Genomic DNA, 19,250 nt, shown 5'->3' on the forward strand with positions numbered 1-19,250 from the left:
GATTCTCGAGTTCGGAATTCTCGATCTTGCATATACTTAACATGTTAAGTTTATTCCGGCAAGCTGCCGGATTGACGCTCGTCTTCAAATGCCGAGCGCTCCATCGGAGAAGGCAACCTCGCCATCAACCCACGTTGCGTGGCTGCGAGCTGGCGCGATGTCGGCGCCATCGGCCAAAATGTCGCGATCGACCACCGCGAGATCGGCGGCGTAGCCGACAGCGATCGCGCCGCGCCACTGCTCGTGCCCCATCGCGAACGCTCCGCCGCTTGTATAGATATCCAACGCTTCCCGACGCGACAGCGCCTCGTGCGCGTTCATGATCAGTCCTTCGGCGGTGCTGCGATCGACTGCGGCCGCCATGCCGATGAACGGCGAGAGCGGACCGATTGGATGATCCGAGCTGCCGGCAATCGTCACACCGGCATTGCGGACCGTGCGGCCCGGGTACAATCGCTGGGCGCGCGCAGGTCCGACGGCGTGCGCGAAGGATCGACCGAGCCGATGCAGGAACCCGTACTGCGGGACGACGATCGCACCGAGCGAGCGAACCCTCTCGACCGCATCTGCCCTGCAGATCGCGAAGTGCTCGAGCCGATGCCGAGGTTCGCCCCGCGGCGCGGCACGTTGCGCAGCCTCCAAGGCGGACAGCCAATGATCGATCGCACGGTCTCCGATGACGTGGGCGGCGAGCTGCCAGCCCGCCGCATGGGCGTCCATCACCTTGGCGCGCAGATCGGCCGGGTCCTCCATCAGGAGGCCGCAAGTCTCACGATCGGCGTAAGGTTCGGACAGTGCCGCCGTCCGGGCTCCGACGATGCCGTCGACGAAGAATTTCAAGGTGCGGACCTGCCAGTGCGGGTCAAATTGCGACGGGACGATGTTTAGCGCACGCGCCTGCGCCGGGTCGATCCGAAGCATGAAGCCCATGCGCACCGGCACCGCGCCGGCATCCCTGATCGCGCTCCAGATATCCCACTCCGTCTCGAAGCCGCTGTTGAATCCGACCGCGGCTTCGACCGCCGCGACGATGCCGAAGCCCAGACTCTCCTTGACCACCTTCCCGATCGCCTGGATGGTCCGGGCCTGCGACGGTTGAGGGACCAGCTCGGCGACGATATCCGCGGCGGTTTCCGTCAACACGCCGGACAGACGGCCATTATCCCGCTCGATCGTTCCACCGGGCGGATTCGGCGTGGTGGCGTCGAACTGCGCGAGCCGGAGCGCCGCCGAGTTCGCCACGGAAAGGTGCCCGCCGGTCCGCCGCAACAGCACGGGATGATCCTGCGACACCGCATCCAGCTCGGACAATGTCGGATGCCGGCGCTCCAGCAACGATTGCTCGTTGTAGTCGGCCGAGACCACCCATTCGCCCCGCCCGGCCGCAACACAGGCGCCTTGCAGACGGTCGAGCAGTTCCGCAACCGAATATACGCCGGCGCCGAGTTGCAGGTTGAGCAATTCCTGCGCCCGCATGAAGAAGTGCAGATGCGCGTCGGTCAGCCCGGGCACCACGCGGCGACCGTCGAGGTCGACGACGCGATCAGCCGACGGCGCATCGTGACGCGACCCCAGCCAGGCGATGCGGTTGTCCGCGATCAGCAGGCTGTCGGGCGTTGAGCGATCCTGCGCGGCGAACAGGCCGCCGCGCAGGAGTGTCGTTGGCGTCCTAGCCGGCATCCTTGACCACGGCGATCATGTCGATCTCGATCTTCAGCCCGGCACGCGCCAGATGCGCGACGCCGACGGTCGTGCGCGACGGCGGATCCTTCGGGAAGTATTCGCGGAACACTTCGTTCATGGCCGCAAACTCGTTCATCATGTCGGTCATGTGGATCGTCATCTTCAACGCCGTGTCGAGCCCGGCTCCACCGGCCTCCGCAAGCGCCTTGACGTTGTCGAGCGCGATGCGCGTTTGTGCCTTGATGTCCTCGGGAAACGCGCGCGTCACCGGATCGGAGCCGGTCTGCCCGGAAACGAACAGAAGCCTGTCCCAGCGGATGGCCGGAGAGTACGGGAGGCCCGGCCGCAAACCGGTCGGCGGGACGATGACTGTGCGTGACATGGGTGTGTCCTTCTGCTGGGTGAAATTCGTGAACGTCTGAACTCAGATGGCGATGTCGCGATAGCGATCGCCGGCACCGAGATAGGCGGCCATCAGGCGGGGATCCTGGCGAAGCTCGCGCGCAGCTCCAGCCGCGACGACATTGCCGACCTCGATGACATAGCCCCGGCTCGCAACCGACAAAGCGAGATTGGCGTTCTGCTCGACCAGAATGCCGGTCATGCCTTCCGATCTGAGACGATCGATGGTGTCGAAGATCTCTTCGGTGATCCGCGGCGCGAGACCGGTCGACGGCTCGTCGAGCATCAACAGTTGAGGCTCCGACATCAGTGCGCGGCCGACCGCGACCATCTGCTGCTCGCCGCCGGAAAGCGTTCCGGCCAGCTGGCGCCGGCGCTCGCGCAGTTTCGGCAGCAATGTGTAAATGCGATCCAGCACAGTTGCGGTCGCCTCGCGGCTGCGACGCCGCTTCAGAAAGGCGCCCAGCCTCAAATGATCCTCGACGCTGAGCGACGGAAACAGCTCCCGTCGCTCAGGAACAAGCACGATCCCCTTGGCGACGCGCGCCTCCGGTGCCTCGCCGTTGAGCGCCCGCCCCTCGAACACCACCGTCCCGGATCTTGGCGACAGAACGCCCATCAGGCAGTTGAGCAGCGTCGTCTTGCCCGCGCCGTTAGGACCGATGAAGGTGATGAACTCGCCGCGCGCGAGATCGAAGCTGATCGATTCCAGCGCGACGGCGTTGCCGTAGCCGACGGTCAGATCGGAGACTTCAAGCAGCTTTGTCACGGCTTCCACCAAGATAGGCAGCGATGACCGCCGGATTGGCCTGCACCTCGTGCGGGGTCCCCTCGGCGATCATGCGTCCGCGATCGAGTACCACGAGGCGTTGCACGCATCCCATCACCAGCTCCATGTCGTGCTCGACGAGCAGGATCGTGACGTTGTCGGCCTGCAACTGGCGAAGGATCTTGACCAGCATCAGCTTCTCCGAGAAGCGCAGGCCGGCCGCCGGCTCGTCCAGCAACAGGATTTGCGGATCGGCCATCAGAGCGCGCGCGATCTCGACGATCCGCTGCTTGCCGAGCGGCAGGCTTCCGGCGGGAAGATCGGCCTCTGCGGCAAGGCCAACCCTCACGAGCGCCGCCTGAGCCGTCGCCAGCGCCTGCTGGTTTTCACTGGCGTCGAGCGCCAGCAGGCTGCGGGCAAATCCGGCGCGGGTGCGCCAGTAGGCGCCGAGCGCGACGTTCTCGATCACCGACATCTCGGGCACGAGCTGGACATGCTGGAACGTCCTCGCCATGCCGTTGCGCACAATTAGGTGGCTCCTCGGCAGCGGCTCGCCAAACAATTTGACCGAACCGGATGTCTGCCGCTGCAATCCCGAGATGATGCTGAACAGCGTCGTCTTCCCTGCCCCGTTCGGACCGATCAGTCCGACGAGTTCGCCGCGACGAAGCACCATGTCGACGTCGGCCAGCGCCTGCAATCCGCCGAACCGGATGCCGATCCCCTTGAGATCGAGCAGCACCTCACCCGGCTTCGTATCCGGCCTGCGCATCGGCAGGCCTGCACCGTCGCGGCTGCGAGCCGCCGGAGCAGGAAGCCGCTTCTCCACGGTCGGCCACAGCCCGCGCGGAAATTTCAGCAGCATGACGACCAGCAGAATGCCGAACACGATCACTTCGAGGTTGCCGGATGCGCCCCAGCGCGCCAGCAGATCCTGCAATCCCCACTGCGCACTTTCGAGCGTCACGGCCCCGAGCACCGCACCCGCGCCACTGACCGGGCCGCCGACGACGGACATGATCAGGAGCTTGAAGGAGCTCGACAGTCCGAAAGGCGAAGGACTGACGAAGCGCAGCAGGTGAACATAAAGGGCGCCCGCAAGCGCGGCCAGAACGGCCGAAAGCACGAAGACCTTTACGCGCAACGCGGTCGTATCGACGCCAAAGCTGCGCGCCATGCCATCATGCGATTCCAGCGTGGCGATCGCCCGTCCAACCCGCGAGGTCCGAAGCCGGTTGACGCCGCAGACCGCCAGCAGCACCACGATCCAGATCAGCTGCGCATAGAAGCGGTCATCGGTGATCACGTGTCCGAACAGCCCGAGCGACGGGATCTTGTCGAGCCCCGACGCGCCGCCGGTGACATCGTGCCAGGCCGTGAAGACGCCGGACGTTGCAATCCCGAACGCGAGGGTCGCCAGCGGCAGATAGTGACCGCGCAATTTCAGCGTCATCAGTCCGAACGCCGCGGCGATCACCGCAGTCACCGCGACCGCCAGCACGAGCGTCAAAGCGCTGTCGATGCCGTAGGCCCGCGACACCAGCGCCGAGACGTAACCGCCAATCCCCATGAAGGCTGCCTGGCCGAGCGAGACCTGCCCCGCCTGCAGCAGCAGGATCAGGCCGATCGCCGCAAGGGCGTAGATGCCGGCAAACGCCAGGATCCCGACGTAGAAGGACGGCAGGACCCAGGGCGCGGCGACGAACGCTGCGCCGACGCAGAGCCCGAGAACCGATCGTGCGCGCATGATCATCTCGCCTCCGCGCGCTGCCGGGCGTTGCGCCAGAGCAGGGTCGGGATGAGGAGCCCGAACACCAGCACGTCGCGGTAGGCGCTCGCGAGATAGGCAGACGTCGTCTCCAACCCCCCGACCATCATGACCCCGAGCAGCGCGAACGGATAATCGATCAATCCACCCATGGCGCCGCCGACGAAGCCCTTGAGGCCGACCATGAAGCCCATTTCATAGTTCGCGGTGATCAGGGGCGCGAGCAGCATGCCGCTGATGGCGCTGAAGGCGGCAGCCAGCAGAAACGCGAGGCCGCCCGCCTTGGCGACGGGTATGCCGCAAAACTGCGCGCCCAACCGGTTCATCGCCGATGCCTGAAGTGCCTTCCCCACCAAAGTGTACTCCGAAAAAAGATAGAGCCCGCCCATCGAGGCTAGCGCGACAACAAGGATGACGAAGCTCTGATACGGAACGAACACCGGACCGAGCAGCGTGCCGCCGGAAGCCACCGGATCGACCGGATACGGGCTCGCGCCCCAGATCAACAGGCCAAGTCCCTGCACGCTCATCGAAACGCCGACCGAGATGATCACGAAGACGATGGTTGACGCGTCGGGAATCGGATGCACGGTGAAGCGGTAGATCAGGACGCCGATCGGCGCGACGAGCAGGAGCGCGACCAGCATCATCGCGACAACCGGCAACTGCAACGCCAGCGCGCCTTTGGCCAGTGCGACCGCCCCGACCGCGGCGAGCAACATGCCCGCGGCGAACAGCAGCGCCCCTTTCCAGTCACTGCGCCACCGCCGCGCATCCAGCACGACGCACAGTGCCAGTCCGCCGACCAGGAGATAGACCGAGCCGGGGAAGCGCCCCTGCAGCAGATCGGCAAGGGTCAACGCGCCCAGCATAACGTATTCGCCCTGCGCGATGTTCACGACGCGCGTGACCGTGAACGTCAGCACCAGGCTGAGCGCCAGCAAAGCGTAGACGAGCCCGTTGGTCAGTCCGTCGACGAGAAGAAAGAGCGCGGTATCCATCGTGCTTTATTTGGCGTCGTACAGGCGGAACTCGTCATTCTTGACGACGGCGATAAAGGTGCTCCGTGCATCGAGCCCGAGGTGGTCGCTGGGCGTGTAATTAAAGATCCCGCCGACCCCGACGAACTCCTTGGTGGCTTCGATCTTGTCGCGCAGTGCGGCGCGGAATGCGTCGACGTCGTCGGGCTTGGCTCCGCCCTTGGCGGCCTCCGCGGCTGCCTTGAGCGCGATGTTGCCGGCGTCCCAGGCCTGCCCCGGGAAGATATCGACCTTCGGAACATTGAAGCGCTTCTCATAAAGCGCCGCGAAGTCCGCGATGACCGGCTTCAGCGGATTGTTGCCCGCAAGGTCGGTGTAGACCAGAACCGGCGTCGTCCCGAGCAGCGCGCCGTCGACGTCCTTCTTGCCGATCGAAAGGAACGCGCTGTTGGCCGACCCGCCCGAATGATAGATCGGCCCGGTATAGCCGACGCGCCGCAGCGCCTGCTGGACCAGCGCCGACGATGGCGGGATGGCATGGATGTAAACCGCACCCGGGCTTGCCTGACGCACCTTGAGCGCCTGCGGGGTAAAGTTAGTGTCGGTCCGGGCGAAGCGTTCGGCTGCGACGATCTCGACGCCCTTGGCCTTGGCAACGCTCTGCATCGCGACCCAGCCGCCCTCACCGAAGGAATCTTCCAGGCCGAGAAAAGCCACCTTCTTGCTGCCTTGCTTGATCATGTCGTCGACCAGCACCGCGATCTGCAACTGGTCGGTACTCGGTGTCTTGAAGATCCAGTAACGCTCCTTCACCGGCTCGATCACGCTCTGCCCCAGCGCAAGCGAGATATTCGGCACCTTGGCCTGCGTGACGACATCGAGGATCGCCATCGATGCCGGTGTGGTGCTGCAGCAGATCACGACGTGCGCGCGGTCTTCCGTGACGAGCTTGCGGACGCTGTTGACCGCCTTGGTCGGATCCGATGCATCATCATAGGTGATGAACTTGACCGTGAACGGCAGGCTCGCATCGTTCGCCAGTCGCTCCTGCAACAGATCGATAGCATTTTTCGCGGGCAGGCCGAGCGCGGACGCCGGCCCCGTCATTGCAACCACCGAGCCGATGCGAAGCTCCGGTTTGTCTGCAGCGAATGCGAAGCCCGGCAAGGCAAGTGCGGCAATAACCAAGGCTAGAACGTTTTTCACGATAGGAGATCCCACAATATGGCGACGGGCGGACTAATCGAGCACGTAGCTCGGCACGGATTGCATCAAGGGCGGCTTGGTCTTCTTCATGCCGTGCCCGTCGAATTCCTCGACCGACATGGCCTCCTCGAACCACCGGCGAGGCGGCGGCGCACCCCACAGGGTCTGCCGCACCGGATTGTTGAGATGCCAGCGAATGGGTTCGGCCGCCGTGTTTCCGGTCAGGTAATCGCCGGTGTAGAGCTCGAACCGGTTGCCGTCGGGGTCGCGCACATAAACGAACAGCGCATTTGAAATGCCGTGCCGCGCCGGCCCGCGCTCGAGGCTGTCGGCGTAGCCGGCTCCCGCCAGCAGATCGCATGCCTTGATGATCGAGAGCGGATCGCCGAGCGAGAACCCGACGTGGTGCGCCGCGGGACCTGCGCCGGTCATGACCGCGATGTCGTGAACCGTCGATTTCCGAAACAGCCAGCTCGCCCACACCCGCTTCTCGGGCGCATCGCCCTCCGTCAGCTCGGCGCAGCCGAAGCCCATCTCCTGGGTGTACCAGTCGTAGCCGGCCTGGGCATCCGGTGTCAGCACGTTCACATGGTCGATGCGGGTCGGCGAGGCACCCCTGTGAAGGTGATAGTGCTGCACGAGCCAGGGCACGGACTCGATCTCGGCATAGTAGTCGACGATGAAACCAAGCGGGTCCTGGACCCGCAACGTACGACCCTGGCCGAGCATGTCGTTGCCGGCCCAGCGCGTCGGCAGGCCAAGTTGCTCAAAGCGGGACTTCATCCGATCGAGTTCGGCATCCTGAGCCACCACGAAACCGATATGGCCGACACCGGCGCTATCGGCCTTCCGCAGCACGAAGGTATGATGCTGCTTGTCCTCGGTGCAGCGCAGATAGACCCGATTGTCGTCGCGCGCCGTTTCGTGAAGGCCGATGAGATTGACGTAGAAGTCCCTCGCCCGCTCCAGGTCCGTGGTCCGGAACTCGACGTGCCCCAGTTTTTGAATGTTGGCTATGTCCTTGATTCGACCTGCGCTCACTTCGACCCTCTCGCAAAATCCACGACGATCGCCCGCGCACCTTGCGACAACGATTGCCAGCTCGACAGGATTGCGAAGATAGGGATTGGCCCGCCGCGGTCTGTATCACGCGCTACTTAAGGCCCAGGATATTTGACCGCCCGCTCACCGGCGCCACCTCGCCGGCTCACGCCATCCGCGACGGCCGGAGATGGGATGCCGGCGTCCGGACCAGCTGATAGCGGCCGCGGTGACAAAGGATCGCACCATCTCGCCGCAACCTCTGCATGGCGCGCGTCACCGTGATGCGCGACGCGCCGATCAGGCTCGCGATCTGCTGATGCGTGAGCACGATATCTGACGCTTCCGGTTCGGAGATCTGCGACAACAGCTCGGTGATCCGGTCCTCCGGAGAGGACTGCGCGACCTGGGCGAGCCGGCCCGCCAGGGTCCGCTGCTTCAGTGCAATGGTCTGCGCGACCAGGGCGGCGAGCGCCGCATCGGATGCCATCAGCTGACAGAATTCGACGGCCGGGATGGACACCACTTCGCTAGCCTCGAGGGCATTTGCGCTGGAGAACCGCGGCAGACCGTCGAACGCAGCGCCTTCACCGCAGAGTGCGCCGGCGCCGACGATATCGATGAGCAGCTCCTGTCCACCGGCGCCCAGCATCGTGATGCCGATACGACCGGAGACGACCACGTAGCATTGGGTACCCAGCTCGCCCTGTCGATAGATCGCCGTGCCCTTGGCAATCTTTCTGCGCGGAAGGCCCGGCGCGAGCTCGAGCAGGCGCTTCAGCATCGCCGACGGCACGCGCAGCGTTTCGCTCACCTCGGCGCGGCATGCGATCGACGACAGTGAATCTTTCACCGAGATGGCCTTCCTGCCTCGCAACGCGCTCTCCTTCTACGATACGTCATCGCTCGGGAAGGCGCCTCGTCAGTCGAAATATGCGGCACCGGCCGACCGCGTTGCAAGCGTCGACGGGACGCAGGATTGCCGCAGACGACCATGCTGCTGGGATCGCGCCGCAAGGTGCTGTCTTGCGATGGTGCCACGGGCACTGCTTGATCGCCACTCAGCAAAAAGGACGACGTATTCCGCGCCGCGGACATACCGCACGACCACGAGACGCGCGCCCGCTCAGCCAGTCGCCGACACCGCGCGCTGCACCTTGTTGCGCAGGCTCAACGTCAACTTCGCCTGCCGCCGGAAATGCGCCTGCAACAGATCCGTCGCACGCTTCTCGTCGCGGTCCAGCGCCGCGCGCATGATCGCTTCATGCTCGCTGTCGGCCGCGACCGCGCGCTCGGCATATTTCCAGAAGTATCGGCGATAGCGCTCCATCTGGTCGTACAATTCGTTGAAGAAGTGCAGCAGCCATGGCGATCCGCATCCCTTGCACAGCGCGAAGTGAAATTCGCGGTGCCGGTCCTCCCATTCGGTGCGGAGGTTCTCGTCCTCCTGATCGACTGAAACGGCGATGCCGGCGCGTTTCAGACGATGGAATGCCGAGAGCAGATCGACTTCCCACTCCTCGCGGCCATCGCGGATCGAGCCGCTCAGCGCATAGGTCTCGAGATGGGCGCGCAGACTTGAAACATCCATCATCTCGTCGAGATGGATCGGGGCGACGACGAAGCCCTTGTGGTCCTCGGCCACGACCAACCCCTGCGCGGCGACCTGAAACAGCGCTTCGCGCAACGGACTGACGCCGACCTCATATCGTTTGCTCAACTTGTCGAATTGCAGCCGTTCACCCGGCTCGAGCTTGTGGCGGATGATGTCGAGCCGCAACTGCCGAGCCACCTGCCCGGCCAATGTGCGCGGCTCGTCCCGGGACGGACTGATGCCTGGTCCCCACTGCACGGAAGGCCCTTTCGAAGTGCTCTTCATCTCGCCTGCGCCTTTAAGTCGCGATTCTGTCCACCGACTATCGACGAGTATTATCGAAATTCCAAGAGAAATTGGATTTTCGAAAATCTTGACAAGATTGGAACAGTAGCGCAGTTTTGGAACAAACGGGGAGAAACGCCATGGCTGAAATCGTGTTTGCCGCGGGTGCGCCGCATGCGCCCGGCCTGATTGGGCTGCTCGAGGCCGCGCCGCCTGACGTCAAGGATGTCGTCGCAACCACCTACCGAAGCCTTGCCGAGGCCATCGCGAAGGCAAAGGCCGAGGTGCTGATCGTGTTCGCCAACGATCATCTCGCCAACAGCCGTGTCCGTGCCTATCCGGATTTTCTCATCGGCATGGCCGCCGAACATCGCGGTCCCTACGAATGGTTCAAGCCGTGGATCGGCTGCGAGGACTACACGGTGAAGGGCGCGCCGGAGATCGCCGCGGCCCTGTTCGACGGCATGACCAAGCGCGGCATCCGCATGTTCGCGCAGAATGAGAACCTGAAGTTCGACGACAATATTTCGGTCCCGGTACTGCTGACCAACATTGCCGGCTCGGGAATTCCGATGATTCCCGTACTGCAGAACTGCACGGTGCCGCCGATTCCCGATCAATGTCGCTGCTATGAGGTCGGAACGGCGCTCGGCGACTTCATCCGCGATGACCTGCCCGCGGACATGCGCGTGGCGCTGCTGGGCTCGGGCGGGCTCAGCCACGAGCCGGGCGGCGCGCGCTACTACTTCATCGACGAGGAGTTCGATCGCTGGTTTCTCGACCTTGTCGCCTCCGGCGACCATGAGAGGCTGCTACGCGAGCTGACGCTCGAGAAAATGGAGGCGGCCGGTTCAGGCGGCACTGCCGAACTGCTCGCCTGGGTCGTCGTGCTCGGCGCAATCGGATCGCGGCCCGGCAAGAGCTTCGGCTACACCGTCCACAAGGACTTCAAATGCGGCGTCGGCGGCGTGCTGTGGGACATGAACGCCAACATGCGGCAGCAGCGCGCAGCGGTCTGACAGGAGGAACCCGCATGGGACTAGAGAAATTCAAGCCATCCCTGGCGACGCACGACCTGATCCAGGATCTGAAGTGGTCACCGGAGCTGCGCACGGAATTCGCGGAGCAGGAATCCGTGGTGCTCGATCGCTATCCCCTCGCCGAGGACGAGCGAAAGGCGATCGAGACCCGTAACTTCCTCGCTCTCTACGACATGGGACTGCACCCCTATCTCGGCGGACAGTTTGCCCGGCTGATCTTCGGCAATGAGGCGGGCAAGGGCGCAACGGTCGCGGTCAACAAGCTGGTGGAATCGCTTCAGGGCAAGGGCCCTGTTGCGTGATCACTGAGCGCGTAACCGGCTCGGCCTGACCAGGCACAACGCGCTCGCTGCGACACCTGGTGACGACGTGATGGCCCGATGTCCACCGACATTTGGGGCGGCGGAGCCATACCTGGAGCTCAGGCACGAAGAGATGTTGGGCCGAACGTCGGCCAGTGAATTTTCTAGGGATCGATAAGGAGTATCAAGATGCATTCCCTGCGCTTCCGCCACCTGATGGCGCAATTGCTTTCGGCGACCGCCATCGCAGTCGCGGCAACATCCGCTCCGGCGCTCGCCGATGAGGCGACCGGCATCACCGATTCCGAGATCAAGATCGGCGGCATCTGCCCGAGTACCGGACCGATCGCCTCCTTCGTCACCATCTGCGCCATGCAGGACGCCTATTTCAAGTCGGTCAACGAACACGACGGCGGCGTCATGATGAGCGACGGGAAACGACGCAAGATTGCCTACACCTATTACGACGATGGCTATTCGCCGCCGCGCACGGTCGAGCAGGCTCGCCGCCTGGTCGAGCGCGACAACGTCGCGCTCGTCATCGGTCCGCTCGGAAGCGCGACGGGCCTCGCGATCCGCAACTACCTGAACCGCAAGGATGTCCCGCAGTTGTTCGTCGGCAGCGGGCTGTCTGCGTTCAGCACCGAGTCCGACAAATATCCCTGGACCGTCGGCTGGCAGCCTTCCTACACCACGGAAGGCAGCATCTATGCCGAATTCGTCAAGTCCAAGAAGCCCGACGCGAAAGTCGCGGTGCTCTATCAGAACGACGATTTCGGAAAGGAGCTGCTGAACGCCTTCAAGGCGGCTTCGGCGGGCTCCGGCGTGACGATTGCCGACGCGCAGTCCTACGAAGTCACCTCGCCGACCGTCGACTCGCAGGTTTCGAATTTGGGTGCAACCAACGCCGACGTGCTGCTGGTCTTCGCCGTGCCGAAGTTCACGGCGCAGACGCTGCGCAAGGTCCAGGACATGACCTGGCGGCCGACGGTGATCGTGTCCAACATCAGCGCGTCGAGGAAGACCGTGATGGAGCCGGCCGGCGCCGAGGCCTCCGAGGGCGTCTATTCGGTGGTCAGCATGATGGATCCGACGACGTCGGACTATGCCGCCACCAAGGACATGGAGGTCTACCGCGCGATCGGAAGCAAATTCCCGAGCTCGGGGCTCAATCTCGACGACCCCATGACCATGTACGGCTTCTCGCAGGCCCAAACAATGGTCGCGGTGCTGCAGAAAGCCAAGGCGCCGACCCGCGAAGCGATCATGGAATCGGCCCGCTCGCTTTGCGATGTCGCTGTGCTCGGCGTCGTGCCCGGGGTCAAGGTCTGCGTCAACGGCAAGCAGGATCCCTTCTACGTCGAGACCATGCAAGTTGTTCGCTACAGCAAGGGCAATTGGCAAAAGGTCGGCGAAGTCATCTCAAAATACGAGGGCAAGACGCCCCAGAGCGTCAAGTAGCCGCCGCACAGTCCCGAACCGAACCCGAGTGAGTGTCATGTCCAACGAGCTCTTCAACGAGACCCTGCCGCCGAAGACCGGCCGGGCGCTCATCGTCCGCAAGGACGAGGTGCTGCGGATCACCGACATCGAAGGCCAGCAGGTGGTCGATGTCGCCATCTTCAACGCCAACAATTACCGCGATCGGCTGTCGCTCTCGTACTCGACGACGCGCTACGCCATGCAATTCAGCGCGCGGCGATCAGGCCGCCCGGAGCCCAGCGTGCTGATGTCGAAGGATTATGTGACCGAGGGCGATGTGCTGATGTCGACGATCTACACGCCGCTGATGACGATCGTCAGGGAGACGCCGGAACCGAAAGGGGTCCACAAGGTCAACCAACGCATGTGCAATCGGCGCTTCTACGAGAGCTTCGGCCTGCACGGCATCGAAGGCTGCCACGAAATCATCAGCGGCATCGTGGCTCCCTATGGAATCCGTCCTGAGGACATTCCCGACACGATCGACTTCTTCATGAACTACCATCACGACTGCGCGAGCCATGCCTGGGTCGCCGAAGCGCCGGTCTCTAAGCCCGGCGACTTCGTTGAGCTCCGCGCCGACACCGACTGCCTCGTCGCGATCTCCAATTGCCCGGAGGATCATGTCAGCATGATCAATGGCGGCCGCTGCACGCCGATGCGGCTTCAGATCTTCAGCGCGGCGGCGTAATGACGACACACACGATCCATGCCTCCGCGGCGACGATCCAGCGCGGCCTGATCTCGCCGCAGGCGCCCCCGATCCTGACCATCGCATCGGGCGATACCGTCATCCTCGACACATGGGCGATGTGGGACAATGCCGGTGACGCGAGTCTCGATCTGGCCGGCGCCCTCGCCTTGCGCGATCGGTTTCGCGCCGAGGGCCGCGGCCCCCACAGCCTCACCGGACCGATCGCAATCGCGCAAGCCCGGCCGGGCGACATCCTCAAGGTCGAGATCGAGCGCCTCGAGGTCGCCGACCACGGCATCAACGTCATATTTCCCGGCAAGCAGAGCCGTGGCCTGCTGGCCGACATTTTCGAAGAGGCGGAGCTCCGCCATTTCGTTCTCGACGGCCGCACCATGACCACGACATTGGGCAATCATATCACGATCCCGCTGCGGCCATTCCTCGGCATCATGGGCGTCTCGCCGCCGACCGGTGAGCCGCCAAGGAGCTCGGCCATTCCGGGCGATTTCGGCGGCAACATCGATTGTGCCGACCTGGTAGCGGGATCGATCCTCTATCTGCCGGTGTTCGCGGAAGGCGCCGGCTTCTTCGTCGGTGACGCGCATGCCGCGCAGGGGTCCGGCGAGGTCGTGCAGACCGCGCTCGAAACCACGATGAAGGTCGCGCAGCTCCGCCTGACAGTCCTGACGGGACGCTCGATCAAGCGGCCGCGAGCGGAAACCCCCGATCACTTCATCACGATGGGGCTCGACCAGGACCTGCGCGAGGCGGCGCGGCAGGCGGTTCTCGACATGATCGACCTCTTGGTCGATGCCCAGGGCATCGGCCGGCGGGATGCCTACGCGCTGTGCTCGCTACAGGCCGACCTGCTCGTCACCCAGCTCGTGAACGGCGTCAACGGCATCCATGCCCGGATGCCGAAGGCGATCTTCAGGAAGGGCCGACGGCTGTGACTGCTTTGCTGAGCGTTCGCGACGTTGAGATCGATTTCGGCGGAATCCGGGCCCTTCAGGGCATCTCCTTCGATGTCCAGCGGGGCGAGATCTGCGGCCTGATCGGCCCCAACGGCGCGGGCAAGACGTCGCTGTTCAACGCCATCTCGCGCGTCTATCCGGTTGACCGTGGCTCGATCCACTTCGACGGCCGCGATATCACGGCGCTTCCGGCCAATCGCATCATCGCACTCGGCATCGCACGCACGCTGCAGAATGTCGGCCTGTTCAGCACGCTCTCGGTGAAGGACAATGTGCTGCTCGGGGCCCATCACCGGGTGCGACCCGGCTTCATCAAGGCGATCCTTGGCCGCGGCCTTGCCGGTACCGTCGCCGATCCCGAGGCCGAAGCCTGCGCCCTGCTCCATGATCTCGGCCTCGGCGAGGTCAGGGATCATCTCGCCGGCGGCCTTCCGTTCGGCACACTGAAGCGGATCGAGCTGGCCCGCGCGCTGATCTCGCATCCGAGATTCCTCATGCTCGATGAGCCCGCCAACGGTCTTTCGCATGGCGAGGTCGACGAGCTCGCCGACGTCATCCTGCAGGTACGCAAGCGATATGACCTCACCGTGCTGATCGTCGAACATCACATGCGGATGCTGATGCGCATCTCGGACCATGTCGTTGTGCTCGAGAACGGCCTCAAGATCGCGGACGGCGCACCTGCAGAAGTCAAGGCTGATGCGAAGGTGGCCGCGGCCTATCTGGGGAGCGCGGCATGAGCCTTCTGAGCATCAATGGACTACAGGCGGGGTATGGACCGCGCCGCGTCCTGCAGGGGGTCGACCTCACGATCGGCGACGGGCAGATCCTGGTCGTGCTCGGCGCGAACGGTGCCGGGAAGACCACGCTGCTCCGCGCCATTTCGGGCACGATCCCCCGTGCCGGGACTATCACCTTCGACGGAAAGCGCATCGACCAGCTTTCGGCGCGAAAGGTCGTGGCCGCGGGGATCGCGCACGTGCCGCAGGGCCGCGGCACGTTCGCGGACCTGACCGTCGACGAGAATATCCGGCTTGGCGCCTATCTGCGCAATGCGGCGGATGCGAAGCGCAATCGCGAGCGGTGGCTGACCTTCTTTCCGAGGCTGCGCGAACGCCTGGCGCAGCAGGCGGGCAGCCTCTCGGGCGGGGAGCAGCAGATGCTCGCGATCACCCGCGCGCTGATGTTGCAGCCGCGGCTGCTGTTGCTCGACGAGCCTTCGCTGGGTCTCGCCCCCATCATCACCCGGGGTCTGGTCGACGTGCTCGCCGCGATCCGCAAGGAGACAGCGATGACCATGCTCATCGTCGAACAGAATGCCAATCTCGCTTTGGCGATCGCTGACGACGGCATGGTGCTGGAAAGCGGCAATGTCGTGCTGCGCGATACGGCCGCCAATCTTGTCGGCAACGACGAAGTCCGTCGAATTTATCTGGGATACGAGTGATGCTGTTCGCAAATCAGGTCATCGATGGGCTGGCCGACGGAGCCATCTATGCGTCGCTCGCTCTGGCGCTGGCCTTCAGCTACCGATCCACGGGCATCGTCAACTTCGCCCAGGGCGAGATGGCGATGCTGTCGGCCTACGCCGTCTGGCAGTTGATGACCTGGGGACTGCCATTGGTGCCGGCCACCCTCATCAGCATCGCCATATCATTCGCGGCCGGCGCAGCGCTCTACGCCGGACTGGTCAAGCCGCTGTCGCGCGCCAATCTGCTGACCGTCGTCAGTGTCTTGATCGGGCTGTACCTGGCGCTCAACAGCCTCGCCGGCTTTCTCTGGACCTACAGCATCAAGGCGCTGCCGAGCCTGTTTCCCAAAGCTCATTTGCAGATCGGCCCGCTGAGCGTCTCGATCGAGACCGTGGGCATCATCGCAGTCGTCGCCTGCGTGCTGCTGTTGCTCTATCTCCTGTTCGAGAGGACCAAGCTCGGGCTCGCGATGCGCGGCGCCGCTTCAACGCCGGATTCCGCCGAGTTGGTCGGCGTGCCGGTACCCGCGATGCTGCTGATCGGTTGGGGGATAGCCGCCGCTCTTGGCGCGCTGTCGGGAATCCTGGTCGCGCCGCGCGTCTTCCTCAACCCGACCATGATGTTCGGCGTCATCATCTACGCATTCGCGGCCGCGACATTGGGCGGCTTCGACAGCCTGATCGGCGCCGTGGTCGGCGGGCTGCTGGTCGGTGTCGTCGAGAACCTGGTCGGGACCTACATCCCCTGGATCGGGCCGGACCTGAAAATCGTGGTGGCGCTGATCCTGATCTTCGGAACGTTGCTGATCAAACCGGACGGCCTGTTCGGCCGCAGGAAGGTGGCCAGGCTATGAACGTCGTCATCAAGCCGAGGCCTCCTCTCGCCGCCCGCGTCATCTTCGCCGCAGTGCTGGCGGTCCTGTTCCTCTACGTGATCCCGTTCGCGATTCCGAACTATCTCGTCAGCCAGTTGGCGACCGTGCTTGTTTTTGCCATCGCGATCATCGGCATCAACCTCGTGACGGGATATGGCGGCGCGATCACGCTGGGGCACGCGGCGTTCGTTGCGCTCGGGTCGTATACGACGGCGATCTTGGTCGTCAGCTATGGCTGGAATCCGTATGCGACGATTCCGGTTGCCGCCGGCCTCAGCTGGCTCGCCGGGTGGTGTCTCGGCTTTCCCGCGCTGAGGCTTCAGGGGCTCTATCTCGCAATGGGCACGCTGGTCTTGTCGATCACGGTGCCTGCCCTGCTCAAGAGGTTCGATGGATTTACCGGCGGCGTGCAGGGGCTCAACGTCGGCAACCCCGAATCCCCGGTGAAGTGGCTGGACGATTCGCAGTGGATCTACTTCGTCTGTCTCGCAGTCGCGGCAATCCTCTACTTCGTCGCGGCCCGCATCCTGTCCGGCCCCCTGCGCCGGGCCATGGTCACCGCGCGCGACAACCATCTTGTTGCCGCCGTGCTCGGCGTCGATCGCGCACCGCTCGCGACGGCGACGTTTGCGATGAGCAGCCTCTATGCAGGCGTTGCCGGCTCGCTCTACGCAATGATCGTGGGGTTCGTTTCGCCCGATACGTTCAATGTGATGCTCAGTCTGAGCCTGTTCGTCGGCGCTGTCGTCGGCGGCATCACCTCGATCGGCGGCGCCATCGTCGGCGCGATGTTCATTCAGTTCGTGCCGACCTGGGCCAGCGACATCGACGTCTCGCTCGGCGGTCTGGTGTTCGGCGTCGCCCTGATCGTGACGCTGGTCATCCTGCCGTCCGGGATCGGCGGACTGGTCGGCCGATTATACGATCGTGCCTGCGTCCGGCTGGGTTGGACCGAGGCCGCTCAGGACGAACGCGACGAACGGCAGACGGCGGGGAGCATCCAGAATGAGCCAGCATGACATTGACCGCATCCTGATCGGCCGGGTCGTCACGCTCAATGCGGCGGGCGATATCGCCCAGGCTGTCGCGCTACGGGGCGATCGCATCGTCGCAGTCGGCCGGCTCGACGAGGTCCTGGCCCTGAAGGGCCCGCGAACCAAGGTCTCCCGAACCGACGGGACGATCATTCCCGGGTTCAACGATACTCACGCACATCTGGATACCGAAGGTCTGCGTGAGCGCTTTCCGTCGCTCGGCAAGGTTCGGTCGATTGCCGACGTCCTGGCGCGGATCGCGGAGCTCGCGCGCACCACCCCGCGGGGCGAATGGATTGTCACTATGCCGGTCGGCGATGCGCCATTCTATTTCGGGGGCCCGCTCTTGCTCGACGAGCGCCGCATGCCGACGCGACAGGAGCTGGACCGCGTCGCTCCGGATCACCCGGTGTGCATCCTACCGCCCTCGGGCTATTGGAGCCTCTTGCCCTGCTACACCGCGCTCAACTCGCTCGGACTGAAGCTGAACGGCCTCGACCGTGCGTCCGGATCTCCGGTCGAAGGCGTCGAGCTGCAACGCGATGCCGAGGGCGAGCTGTCCGGGATCATCGTCGAGCATAATTATCCGGATTCGGCGCAGATCGCCCTGCTGCCCGCCGTGCCGCGCTTTTCGCCGCGGGACCGGCGCGAGGCCATCAAGCGTTCCGTCAGAACCTATCATTCGTTCGGTACGACCAGCGTCTATGAGGGACACGGTTGCGCACCTGAAGTCATCGCCGCCTACCGCGATCTGCGCGAGTCCAATGAGCTGTCGATGCGGATGCATCTCGTCGTCAGCCCGTTCTGGAATACGCTCGACCAGGCCGAGCGCGACTTTCGTGAACAGCTCGCCTATGCGCGAGGCAGCGGTCTCGGCGACCACACCTTGCGGGTCGGCGGCATCTTCATCGGCTATGGGGGTGAACCGAGCGCGGCGCTCGCGGCGATGGCGAAGCCGGCGGATCTCGGCTGGTCCTGCTATATCAAGCAGGCCAACACGCCCGAGCAGTTCGAGCGGCTCTGCCTGGCTGCGGCCGAAGCCAACCTGCGCGTGCACACCATCGCGGTTGACAAGCTTCACGAAATCATCCCGATCTACGAGCGGGTCAATGCCAGACATGCGATCGTCGGCCGGCGCTGGGTGATCGAGCATATGAGTTACGCCCCGACGGCCGAGCTCGCCCGGCTCAAGGGCCTCGGAATCGGCGTCACGCTGATTCCCGATTACCATCTCTGGAAAGTTGGAACGCGGTTCTTTCCGCTCGATGAGCATGACCGGGAGCTGGTTGCCCCTGCCGCGCAGCTCGACGCGCTTGGCGTGCCGGTCAGTTGCGGGACGGACAACAGCCCCTGCAATCCGCTGGCAACGATGCGGGCGATGCGGACGCGCCGGGAACGGACCACCGGCGAGCCGATCGGCGCTGGCGCGGGCGCTTCGGCCGATCTCGCGTTGCGCGCGATGACGCGAAGTGGCGCGTGGTTCACCTTCGAGGAGACGATCAAGGGGCAGATCGCGCCCGGCTATCTTGCCGACCTCGCGGTGCTCAGCGGCTGCCCGCTGACAACGCCGGGTGAGGAGCTGGAATCACTGTCCTGCGTTGCCACCATCGTCGGCGGACACATCGTTCACGGCGAACTCTAGGAATCTCG

19 protein-coding genes are annotated in these 19,250 nt (G+C 64.3%); 10 read left to right on the top strand and 9 right to left on the bottom strand.

What is annotated here, in order from left to right; genetic code table 11:
• Nucleotides 1–84: 84 nt before the first annotated feature.
• The 9 genes from BraRD5C2_RS26825 to BraRD5C2_RS26865 form a co-directional block, all read right to left on the bottom strand.
• Nucleotides 85–1,680 carry an amidohydrolase gene (locus tag BraRD5C2_RS26825; protein WP_223973650.1) on the bottom strand — a complete coding sequence of 532 codons (1,596 nt, stop codon included), beginning with the start codon at nucleotides 1,678–1,680 and terminating at the stop codon, nucleotides 85–87.
• Complete coding sequence (locus tag BraRD5C2_RS26830; RefSeq protein ID WP_223973658.1) at nucleotides 1,670–2,065, bottom strand: RidA family protein; 396 nt, start codon at nucleotides 2,063–2,065, stop codon at nucleotides 1,670–1,672. The genes BraRD5C2_RS26825 and BraRD5C2_RS26830 overlap by 11 nt, the downstream gene beginning before the upstream one ends.
• Before the next feature lie 42 nt (nucleotides 2,066–2,107).
• Nucleotides 2,108–2,854, bottom strand: coding sequence for an ABC transporter ATP-binding protein (locus BraRD5C2_RS26835; protein ID WP_223973660.1), 747 nt, complete (start codon nucleotides 2,852–2,854; stop codon nucleotides 2,108–2,110).
• Nucleotides 2,838–4,601, bottom strand: coding sequence for a branched-chain amino acid ABC transporter ATP-binding protein/permease (locus tag BraRD5C2_RS26840; RefSeq protein ID WP_223973663.1), 1,764 nt, complete (start codon nucleotides 4,599–4,601; stop codon nucleotides 2,838–2,840). The genes BraRD5C2_RS26835 and BraRD5C2_RS26840 overlap by 17 nt, the downstream gene beginning before the upstream one ends.
• A 2-nt stretch (nucleotides 4,602–4,603) precedes the next feature.
• On the bottom strand, nucleotides 4,604–5,623 hold the full coding sequence (locus tag BraRD5C2_RS26845; RefSeq protein ID WP_223973664.1) for a branched-chain amino acid ABC transporter permease: 1,020 nt from the start codon (nucleotides 5,621–5,623) through the stop codon (nucleotides 4,604–4,606).
• 6 nt (nucleotides 5,624–5,629) lie between these two features.
• A complete protein-coding gene (locus BraRD5C2_RS26850; RefSeq protein WP_223973665.1) occupies nucleotides 5,630–6,808 on the bottom strand; it encodes an ABC transporter substrate-binding protein in 1,179 nt (392 codons plus the stop codon).
• A 33-nt stretch (nucleotides 6,809–6,841) separates the two neighbouring features.
• Entirely contained in the window at nucleotides 6,842–7,849 is a 1,008-nt protein-coding gene (hpaD, locus tag BraRD5C2_RS26855) for a 3,4-dihydroxyphenylacetate 2,3-dioxygenase (RefSeq protein WP_223973666.1), read from the bottom strand.
• 166 nt (nucleotides 7,850–8,015) lie between these two features.
• The gene (locus BraRD5C2_RS26860; RefSeq protein ID WP_223973668.1) at nucleotides 8,016–8,702 is read right to left on the bottom strand and encodes a Crp/Fnr family transcriptional regulator; all 687 of its coding nucleotides are present in this window, start codon (nucleotides 8,700–8,702) and stop codon (nucleotides 8,016–8,018) included.
• 273 nt (nucleotides 8,703–8,975) lie between these two features.
• A complete protein-coding gene (locus BraRD5C2_RS26865; RefSeq protein ID WP_249788362.1) occupies nucleotides 8,976–9,641 on the bottom strand; it encodes a GntR family transcriptional regulator in 666 nt (221 codons plus the stop codon).
• 227 nt (nucleotides 9,642–9,868) lie between these two features.
• On the opposite strand from BraRD5C2_RS26865, the gene BraRD5C2_RS26870 reads away from it, so the two are divergent.
• The 10 genes from BraRD5C2_RS26870 to BraRD5C2_RS26915 all read left to right on the top strand — a co-directional run bounded on the left by BraRD5C2_RS26870 (nucleotide 9,869) and on the right by BraRD5C2_RS26915 (nucleotide 19,242).
• Entirely contained in the window at nucleotides 9,869–10,747 is an 879-nt protein-coding gene (locus BraRD5C2_RS26870; protein WP_223973679.1) for a DODA-type extradiol aromatic ring-opening family dioxygenase, read from the top strand.
• Between the two features lie 14 nt (nucleotides 10,748–10,761).
• Nucleotides 10,762–11,070: a hypothetical protein gene (locus BraRD5C2_RS26875; protein WP_223973681.1), complete on the top strand. Its 309-nt coding sequence runs from the start codon at nucleotides 10,762–10,764 to the stop codon at nucleotides 11,068–11,070.
• A 189-nt stretch (nucleotides 11,071–11,259) separates the two neighbouring features.
• Nucleotides 11,260–12,531, top strand: a complete 1,272-nt coding sequence (locus tag BraRD5C2_RS26880; protein WP_223973683.1) for an ABC transporter substrate-binding protein — start codon at nucleotides 11,260–11,262, stop codon at nucleotides 12,529–12,531.
• A 37-nt stretch (nucleotides 12,532–12,568) separates the two neighbouring features.
• Complete coding sequence (locus tag BraRD5C2_RS26885) at nucleotides 12,569–13,243, top strand: DUF1989 domain-containing protein (protein ID WP_223973685.1); 675 nt, start codon at nucleotides 12,569–12,571, stop codon at nucleotides 13,241–13,243.
• Nucleotides 13,243–14,199, top strand: a complete 957-nt coding sequence (locus tag BraRD5C2_RS26890) for an acetamidase/formamidase family protein (protein WP_223973686.1) — start codon at nucleotides 13,243–13,245, stop codon at nucleotides 14,197–14,199. Before BraRD5C2_RS26885 ends, BraRD5C2_RS26890 begins: the two co-directional genes overlap by 1 nt.
• Entirely contained in the window at nucleotides 14,196–14,960 is a 765-nt protein-coding gene (locus BraRD5C2_RS26895; protein WP_223973689.1) for an ABC transporter ATP-binding protein, read from the top strand. The genes BraRD5C2_RS26890 and BraRD5C2_RS26895 overlap by 4 nt, the downstream gene beginning before the upstream one ends.
• Complete coding sequence (locus BraRD5C2_RS26900; RefSeq protein ID WP_223973691.1) at nucleotides 14,957–15,667, top strand: ABC transporter ATP-binding protein; 711 nt, start codon at nucleotides 14,957–14,959, stop codon at nucleotides 15,665–15,667. The genes BraRD5C2_RS26895 and BraRD5C2_RS26900 overlap by 4 nt, the downstream gene beginning before the upstream one ends.
• A complete protein-coding gene (locus BraRD5C2_RS26905; RefSeq protein ID WP_223973698.1) occupies nucleotides 15,667–16,545 on the top strand; it encodes a branched-chain amino acid ABC transporter permease in 879 nt (292 codons plus the stop codon). The genes BraRD5C2_RS26900 and BraRD5C2_RS26905 overlap by 1 nt, the downstream gene beginning before the upstream one ends.
• Entirely contained in the window at nucleotides 16,542–17,585 is a 1,044-nt protein-coding gene (locus tag BraRD5C2_RS26910) for a branched-chain amino acid ABC transporter permease (protein WP_223973700.1), read from the top strand. The genes BraRD5C2_RS26905 and BraRD5C2_RS26910 overlap by 4 nt, the downstream gene beginning before the upstream one ends.
• Nucleotides 17,572–19,242: an amidohydrolase gene (locus BraRD5C2_RS26915; protein WP_223973708.1), complete on the top strand. Its 1,671-nt coding sequence runs from the start codon at nucleotides 17,572–17,574 to the stop codon at nucleotides 19,240–19,242. Before BraRD5C2_RS26910 ends, BraRD5C2_RS26915 begins: the two co-directional genes overlap by 14 nt.
• Nucleotides 19,243–19,250 lie beyond the last annotated feature (8 nt).

This window comes from Bradyrhizobium sp. RD5-C2 (genome assembly GCF_019972155.1).
GTDB lineage: Bacteria > Pseudomonadota > Alphaproteobacteria > Rhizobiales > Xanthobacteraceae > Bradyrhizobium.